The organism is Rhizorhabdus sp., assembly GCF_018006725.1.
Taxonomy (GTDB): Bacteria; Pseudomonadota; Alphaproteobacteria; order Sphingomonadales; family Sphingomonadaceae; genus Rhizorhabdus.
Map to the genome: position 1 here is coordinate 1 of NZ_JAGMXV010000455.1, position 2614 is coordinate 2614.

Annotated in this window: 5 protein-coding genes; all 5 read right to left on the reverse strand. The window is 61.8% G+C overall.

Annotated features, from left to right (window positions below; translation table 11 throughout):
- Window positions 1-245 (reverse strand): hypothetical protein (locus tag KAY22_RS27735; RefSeq protein ID WP_296626261.1); only part of this gene is annotated, 245 nt, incomplete at its 3' end.
- Between the two features lie 10 nt (window positions 246-255).
- Window positions 256-654, reverse strand: coding sequence for a hypothetical protein (locus tag KAY22_RS27740; protein ID WP_296626262.1), 399 nt, complete (start codon window positions 652-654; stop codon window positions 256-258).
- 5 nt (window positions 655-659) lie between these two features.
- Complete coding sequence (locus KAY22_RS27745; RefSeq protein WP_296626263.1) at window positions 660-1301, reverse strand: lambda exonuclease family protein; 642 nt, start codon at window positions 1299-1301, stop codon at window positions 660-662.
- Between the two features lie 8 nt (window positions 1302-1309).
- Window positions 1310-2350, reverse strand: a complete 1041-nt coding sequence (locus KAY22_RS27750; protein WP_296626264.1) for a hypothetical protein — start codon at window positions 2348-2350, stop codon at window positions 1310-1312.
- A partial coding sequence (locus tag KAY22_RS27755) for a hypothetical protein (protein ID WP_296626265.1) occupies window positions 2347-2614 on the reverse strand: 268 nt, incomplete at its 5' end. The genes KAY22_RS27755 and KAY22_RS27750, both read right to left, overlap by 4 nt.

Below are 2614 nucleotides of genomic sequence, written 5' to 3' on the forward strand. Positions count from 1 at the left end.
AGGGGCGTGACCGGGTGCCAGCCGTGGTACCTGAGCCGGTCGACAAGAGGCCGCGTCGGCGAGAAGTACGACGAAGACGCCGATGGAACCGGCGTGTAGTATTCGGCCCGAATGAACCGCCCACGATCCTCGGCGAACTTGCGGACACGACCGAAATCGATATCGATGTCGAGCGCCTTCGCCGTTCCGTAAATGGTTATGCCGTCGACAATGATGCCGATCCGTTCAGATTCGTCGAAATACATATCCGTCCCCTTACTTTCTAAGGCTCGCACTCTCTGTCCGCCAAGCCTCGATGCGAGCCATGGCAGCCTCGCGAAGTGCGCGCATCTTCTCGAACTCACCCGCGGCAACGGCCTCTTCCTCGGCGGAGTCGAGCCATCGCTGTGATGCCTTGACGCCAGCCTTTTTGCCGTCGACCGTCTTCTCTTCGCTGGCGAGATACAGAAGCGCCTCGGTGTGTTTCAGGAGATGCCCGGATCGCACGAGACGTGCCCGAGCCTCGCCGATCTCTCTGGCATTGCTGGCCAGCCAACGAAGGGCGTCACCAACCTCGTCATCCGTCACAAGGCGATTGCGCCCCGTGTGCTCAGCTTGTTCGGCTGGAGCCATTTGCTTGATGCCAGCCTTGGCGCGCTCAGAGATGGTGGCCATGGCCGCTACTCTGCCGCTTGCTTGCGATAACGTGCCGTCAAGTCCGCGATCGTTGCGTCGACTTCGGCCAGGAACGCCACGACGGCCGATGTCATCTCGACAATAAGCGCGCTATCTCGAGCTACCCGCCGCGTGTGCAGTGCCATGTCCTCCGGCATTCGCGGATCGTAGGAGACGAAATCACAGTAGGAGCGCCCCGTGCATGCCATCTGCCACTGCATCTGCTTCACGTAGTCGGGGTCGATCTCTTCCCCGCGAAGCGTGCGGATATGGGTTGCCGAGTTCGGGCATTTGATCTCGATCAGGCCATCGTCCCCGACAAGGCTATCCGGCGAAGCTGCCGCCATCTCGATTGTGGGATGAATGACGAGACCAACCCGGACGGGATCGACGTCGTGCATGAAGGCGTAATAGGTCCGCGCCTTGGCCTCGGTCTCGTTGCCCCATTCCATAGGCTTGCTCGAAAAGCTCGGCGCCACCTGCCCGCTCAGACGTTCGGCCACGAGTTCGCCCAGATAGGTTGCTCGGCTGGCGCTGACGCCGCTCTTGGTCTTGCGCATGATATCGGCAACGCGGGATGCTGTGACCCGACCGCATCGCGCGGCATGCCACTCAGGAGATCCCTGTTCGCAGTCTATGATTCTCATGGCGGTCCTCAGTAGGAGATCACAATGTTCGGGATGCCGTGCTGCGCGATCAGCGTGATGACGCGCTTCGCCGTGGCCTCGTCCAGTCCGTTACGCATGAAGGCATCGAGGGCGTTCTTGTTGATCCTGGCGCGGTGCGCCTTGTCCGCCTCCCGAGCGGCTTGTGCAGCGGCTTCCTCGGCGGCCTTGCGTTCGATCTCGCGGAGCGCGTTCGCGTGCGCTTCCGCAGCCTTGCGTTCCGCCTGCTCGGCTTGCTGTTTCAATTGCAACTCGCGGGCCTCAGAGGCTTCCCGCTCTTTTCTCACTGCGTCCTCTGCGGCCTTCTTTGCGGCTTCCGCATGAGCCGCCGCCGCCTTGTTGGCTTGGGCCGCTGCTTCCGCAGCAATATCAGCCTCGCGCTCAATGCGAAGCCGTTCGGCTTCTGCCGCACGTAGGCGCAACAGTTCGGCGTGCTCGGCCTCTCGTGTCTCTCGTGCCGTCAGAGCCTTGCGCAGTGAGGCCAGCGCCCGGTCTTTCAGAATGGCCGCCTCGGTTTCGTATTCGTCCCAATCCGAGTCCACGGTGCGCGCTTCGACGGCGGCAATCGTCAAGCGAAGTTCAGCCGAGTCCAAGTCGCCATTCTCATCGGCGCGAACCCGTAGCCACTCCATGGCGGCCTTGTGCTTGTTGACGCGCTCTTCCTCCGCCGTCTCCCAGGCCGTCAGGGGCTCGCGCACCTCATCGCGCCACTCGTCCAGCGTCTCGCGAATGCGGCGCCGCGTGGCGTCAATCTTGTTCGGGATCTTCTTCTGTTCGGCGACGAGGTCTTTGCCGATGCCGTCAATGTGCGTCTTGGTCTGCGTGACCTTGTAGGCCATGGACGCGATCTGCTTGCGCCCCGTGGCCGACAGGACGGTGATCGGGCGTTGCTTGAAGGCGTCGATCTGCGATCGGATGCGCGCCAGGAGTGGATCAATCGCGCCGTCCTTGGTGAACACGATCAGCGCGTTCGCGGGCTCGATCGTCACGAGTTCATTGGATGGGGCTTCGACCGTGATGGAGTCGTTCATCGGGAACCTCCCTGTATCTTGGATCTCTTGGCGAGCAGCATTCGCTTGGCTGCCTCGAACGAACTGGACGGCATGTCGGACAGACTTTCGAGATTGCCGACCGCGAGAAATTTGACGATGTCGGTTTTGGTCTCGGAGATCAGAACAGAGAGTTCTTCGGCCTGATCCGGAGAGATCAATCCGCCCGACGTGTCGCCACCCCGTTTGCCGTCGTCATCCTCGTTGCGCGCGACAATGTTCAGCAGGGCAAAGGCCGTGTAGCGC

Excerpts from the sequence above, each read along its gene's own strand:
- KAY22_RS27740 (WP_296626262.1), bottom strand. The coding sequence starts at position 654 with ATGGCCACCATCTCTGAGCGCGCCAAGGCTGGCATCAAGCAAATGGCT.
- KAY22_RS27750 (WP_296626264.1), bottom strand. The coding sequence starts at position 2,350 with ATGAACGACTCCATCACGGTCGAAGCCCCATCCAATGAACTCGTGACG.
- KAY22_RS27745 (WP_296626263.1), bottom strand. The coding sequence starts at position 1,301 with ATGAGAATCATAGACTGCGAACAGGGATCTCCTGAGTGGCATGCCGCG.